The 4,479-nt window shown below is 68.8% G+C and carries 5 protein-coding genes; all 5 read right to left on the bottom strand.

All coding sequences use genetic code 11. The features are described 5' to 3' along the window. Nucleotides 1-77: 77 nt before the first annotated feature. Nucleotides 78-707 carry an HNH endonuclease gene (locus tag G6024_RS11105; protein WP_159148709.1) on the bottom strand — a complete coding sequence of 210 codons (630 nt, stop codon included), beginning with the start codon at nucleotides 705-707 and terminating at the stop codon, nucleotides 78-80. A gap of 111 nt (nucleotides 708-818) precedes the next feature. Next, complete coding sequence (locus G6024_RS11110) at nucleotides 819-1,166, bottom strand: hypothetical protein (protein WP_069390489.1); 348 nt, start codon at nucleotides 1,164-1,166, stop codon at nucleotides 819-821. A 113-nt stretch (nucleotides 1,167-1,279) separates the two neighbouring features. Beyond that, the gene (locus G6024_RS11115) at nucleotides 1,280-1,720 is read right to left on the bottom strand and encodes a universal stress protein (RefSeq protein ID WP_159148710.1); all 441 of its coding nucleotides are present in this window, start codon (nucleotides 1,718-1,720) and stop codon (nucleotides 1,280-1,282) included. A 152-nt stretch (nucleotides 1,721-1,872) separates the two neighbouring features. After that, a complete protein-coding gene (locus G6024_RS11120) occupies nucleotides 1,873-3,504 on the bottom strand; it encodes an ABC-F family ATP-binding cassette domain-containing protein (protein WP_096905457.1) in 1,632 nt (543 codons plus the stop codon). Nucleotides 3,505-3,936: 432 nt separating this feature from the next. Continuing rightward, nucleotides 3,937-4,479: acyl-CoA thioesterase domain-containing protein (locus G6024_RS11125; protein ID WP_159148711.1), on the bottom strand; the 543-nt coding region annotated here is incomplete at its 5' end.

Below are 4,479 nucleotides of genomic sequence, written 5' to 3' on the forward strand. Positions count from 1 at the left end.
GGCTGCCCGCCGGCGTGGGCGGCCGCCTGGTCCGCGCCTACCTCGCGGCGGTGATGGAGTGACGGTGATGGAGTGATTCAGGCGAACTCCGCCTGGATCTCGGCAGACGCCCGGAACCACCGACCGATGTACGGCACCGCGATAGGAGCGGGATTCGCCCGGAGGTACCACACGAACCAGTCGGTCAACCCGTCCCACTGGGCGTGATCGCCCGGGGGATGGAGTCCCCATCCCAGTTCGGTGAGCGTCCAGTGCGCTTTGGCGGAGTTGCGCAGCATGGATGTCGTCACCCAGTTCGCCTCGGTGTCCTCTCCCCCACGGGACACCGGCTGCAGGTGGTCGATGGTCGGGAACAGCTCCCAGAACGCGAAGTGCGATCGCGACATCGCCCAGTTCGGATCCGCGGGGAAGTCCTCCGGAAGCAGTACGGAGAGCAGCCGTAGGGCCCCGGGGTTGACCAGACGCGTCCCGCTGTAGCGGTCGACGAACCCGTCGCGGTAGAAGAGACGCAATGACCTCCGTTCCGTGTAACTCCGGGACGTCTTCTCCACGGGCACGAACGGGTAGCGGAGGCGGAGTATCCGACTGCCTTCGTCAAGCCCAACGGTCGCGATCGCATCGGCGACATCCGCCAGCACATCCGCCTTGTCCTCGAGCTCCGGCGCGGCCACTCGTGCACCAGGGACATCGCGGGTCGCGTCATCCATCTACTCGCCCTCCACTCCGGGTTGCGGTCTTAATCCCAGTGTGAGCGGCCCATACGACAAGCGCCCCCCGACTCGAGATCGGGGGGCGCGGTCCGCATACGGGGCGACGCCTCAGACGAGGACCGCGACCGCGACGTTGACGATGCCCAGGACACCGGCGACGTGGGTCAGGGTCGCGGTGCTGCCCTGGGCCTTGGCCTCCTTGCGGACGCCGATGATCGCGACGACGAGGATGACGATCGCCACCAGCAGTTTGATACCGATCTTCATGTGGTTGAGGTCAGCGTCCTGCATCTCGCGCAGGCCCACGAGCAGCAGTCCGGTCACCACCTGGAGGATCGCGCCGTGCAGGATGCCCTTCGCCATGTAAGGCGCCTTGATGGTGGCGAGCCAGCCACCGATGATCCCGGCGAGACCGATGAAGTGCAGGATGAGGATGATCTGGATGACAGTGTCCATAAGGCGTATTGTCTCAGGTCAAGGCGGAATCACCGCAGGTAAGGGTCTCCTGTGTGACGCCCGACTCGGTCGGCCTGGATGCTGCGTGTGACGCACCCCGACGGGCGGCGCCGCTAGTTGGTCTCGTGGCTCGAATGCGGCAGGACGACCACGGGGCAGTGCGCGTGCGCCACGACGTGCTGACTGACCGAGCCGAGCAGCATCCCGGCGAACCCGCCTCGTCCGCGGCTACCGATCACCACGAGCCGGGCGTCTCCGGATGCCGCGATCAACGCTTCGGCCGCGTGGCCCTGCAGGACGGCCGGCTTGTACGAGGCGTCGTCCCCCAGGGCGTTGCGCACCGCGTCCGCGAGCATCTCGCGCGCGCTGCCCTCCAGCTCGGAAGAGTCTTCCCAACCGGCCACGGCATAGGGACCGTAGATAGGCGGCAACTGATACGCGGTCAGGGCGATCAGCGGCGCGTCGAGCGCGGTCGCGTACTCGGCTGCCCACTTCAGGGCCCGTAGCGAATCCGGTCCACCGTCGACTCCGACGACTACTGGCCTGGTGTCCATGAGCTGTCCTCCTCCGGCGAGATGCCGACGGTGCCCCGGACTGTCGTGCACCGACGACACCTTCCACCGTAGACCTGCCGGAGAGGTCCCGTGAGGTTACGCGAGTTCGACGGTCACATGCGCGAACGTCCGCGTGCCCTCGCTGCGCTGGGTTACGCGAGTTCGACGATCTCCATGTACTCCTGGCTCCATAGGTCCTCCGTGCCGTCCGGCAGGATGATGACCCGCTCCGGCTCCAACGCCTCGACGGCGCCGGGGTCGTGCGTGACCAGCACGACCGCACCCTCATACGTCCGAAGCGCATCGAGGACCTGCTCGCGCGAGATCGGGTCCAGGTTGTTCGTGGGCTCGTCGAGCAGGAGGACGTTGGCTGCCGAGGACACCAGCCCGGCCAGCGCCAGACGCGTGCGCTCACCACCGGAGAGCGTGCCTGTCGGCTGCTCGAGTTGGGGGCCGGTGAACATGAACGCCCCCAGCAGGCTGCGCAGCTCCTGCTCGCCCGCGTCCGGCGCGGCGTGGCGGATGTTCTCCCACACGCTGGCGTCCATGTCCAGGGTGTCGTGCTCCTGGGCGAAGTAGCCGATCTTGAGCCCGTGCCCGGAGACGACGCCGCCCTCGCCGTCGGTCCGTTCCACACCGGCGAGCAGTTTGAGCAGCGTCGTCTTGCCGGCACCGTTGTAACCCAGCACCACCACGCGGCTACCCTTGTCGATCGCCAGGTCGACTCCGGCGAACACCTCGAGCGAGCCGTACATCTTGGTCAGGCCCTTGGCGAACAGCGGCGTCTTGCCACAGGCCGCGGGAGTGGGGAACTTGATCCGCGCGGCCTTGTCGGCCACGCGGACCTCGTCGAGATTGTCGATCATGGCGTCAGCACGCCGGATCATCTGCTTGGCGGCGGCCGCCTTGGTGGCCTTGGCGCCCAGCTTGGCGGCCTGCATCTTGAGCTGCGAGGCCTTCTTCTCCGCATTCGCCTTCTCACGTCGGCGCCGGGCCTCGTCCGTGGCGCGGGCGTCGAGATACTTCTTCCACCCCATGTTGTAGGCGTCGATCTCCCCGCGCACGGCGTCGAGGAACCACACCTTGTTCACCACGGCCTCGAGCAGCTCGACATCGTGGGAGATGATGATCAGCCCGCCCTCGTGCTTCTCGAGGAACTGGCGCAGCCAGGTGATGGAGTCGGCGTCGAGGTGGTTGGTGGGCTCGTCGAGCAGCAGCATGGTCTGCGACTTGCCGGCACCGTCGGAGGCGGCGAACAGGATCCGCGCCAGCTCCACGCGTCGACGCTGACCGCCGGACAGGGTGCCCAGATTCTGGGTGAGGATCCGGTCCTCCAGCCCCAGGCTGTTGCAGATGCGGGCGGCCTCGCTCTCGGCCTCGTACCCGCCGCGGGCGGAGAACTCGTCCTCCAGGCGCCCGTACCGGCGCACGGCCTTGTCCATGGCCTTGTCGTCCGGTGCGGAGACCATCTGCTCCTGCGCGGCGGTCATGTCGGCCATGATCACGTCCAGCCCGCGCGCCGAGAGCACCCGGCTGCGCGCGAGCTGGTCCATGTTGCCCTCACGCGGGTCCTGCGGCAGATATCCCAGGTCACCGGTCCGAACGACCTTCCCGGCGTAGGGTTCACCTTCGCCGGCGAGGATCCTCATCGTCGTCGTCTTACCCGCGCCGTTCCGTCCCACCAGGCCGATCCGGTCGCCGGGCTGGACCCGCAGCGAGGACCCGTCCATGTGGAGCAGGGTGCGCACGCCGGCGCGCACCTCAAGGTCGTCGATGGTGATCACGTGCGCGGGTACCTCGCTGTAGCGTTCGGGGAAGAGTCGGCGGCCCGCCCGCTGACGAGTCCGGGCCGACCTGCCACTCTACCTGCGGCGCGAGTGTGCCGACGAGTCCGGTGACGTGGGTCTCCGCGACCAGAGAGCGTGCGCCGGGTTCGCCTTCCGGCGGATTCTCTTGCCGCGCGTCGGTCGCTGCGACCTGTGGGCGGCCTGACTGGCGTACGTCGGATGAGGTCGGCGCCTTGGCGGCGTCGCGTTCTGCTGGCCGCGGCCCGTCCGCTGTGTGCAGCCGCTCCTGGCCCTGGCGTCTCGCTTCTGCAGATGTCCACGACAGCCCTCCTCGCCCCTCACGATGGCGTCTCGCCTGCGCATCGGGGCAGGCCAGACGCCATCGTGAGGGGCGACTGCAAGAGCCTGGCCACCCCGCCCGGCCTGCCTTCAACCCGCGCTGCGCCCGTACAGGTTCTGCACGCTGCGGCCGATCGGACCGTGGTCGTCCGAGAGCAGCGTGTCGGTGAGTGCCCCGTGGCCGGGCCCGCCGATCGTCTCCGAATCCAGGCGCACCCAGCCGGGCTCGGGCTCGCGGTGCAGGGAGACCACCAGGTCGCAGTTGATCGTCGGGTGGTCGACCGGGTCGGTGGCCAGGGAGACGCCGCTCGCGGAGTCCGCCACCACCACGGTGTGCTGCCACCCGGTCATCCGCTCCCCGGCGACCAAGTCGACCCGCGACCGCCCCCACGCCCGGGCCGGACCCAGTTCGTCCCCGCCGCCGGATTCGTAGGAGAAGTCGACCACGGAGAGGTACCCGCCGGCGTGGGCGAAACTCATCATGGGATCGCGCTCGCGCCTCTCGGGCACCGGCGGCGCCGCGTGATCGCCCACCACGGGATAGTCCGCGGGCGTGCGCCGCATCAGCCAGCCGCGCGCGACCAACGTCGACCGGCCGCCCACGGACGCGGTCGCCTCGAGCAGCTCCACGCT

The sequence above is a fragment of the Dietzia maris genome (genome assembly GCF_014144855.1).
GTDB lineage: Bacteria > Actinomycetota > Actinomycetes > Mycobacteriales > Mycobacteriaceae > Dietzia > Dietzia kunjamensis.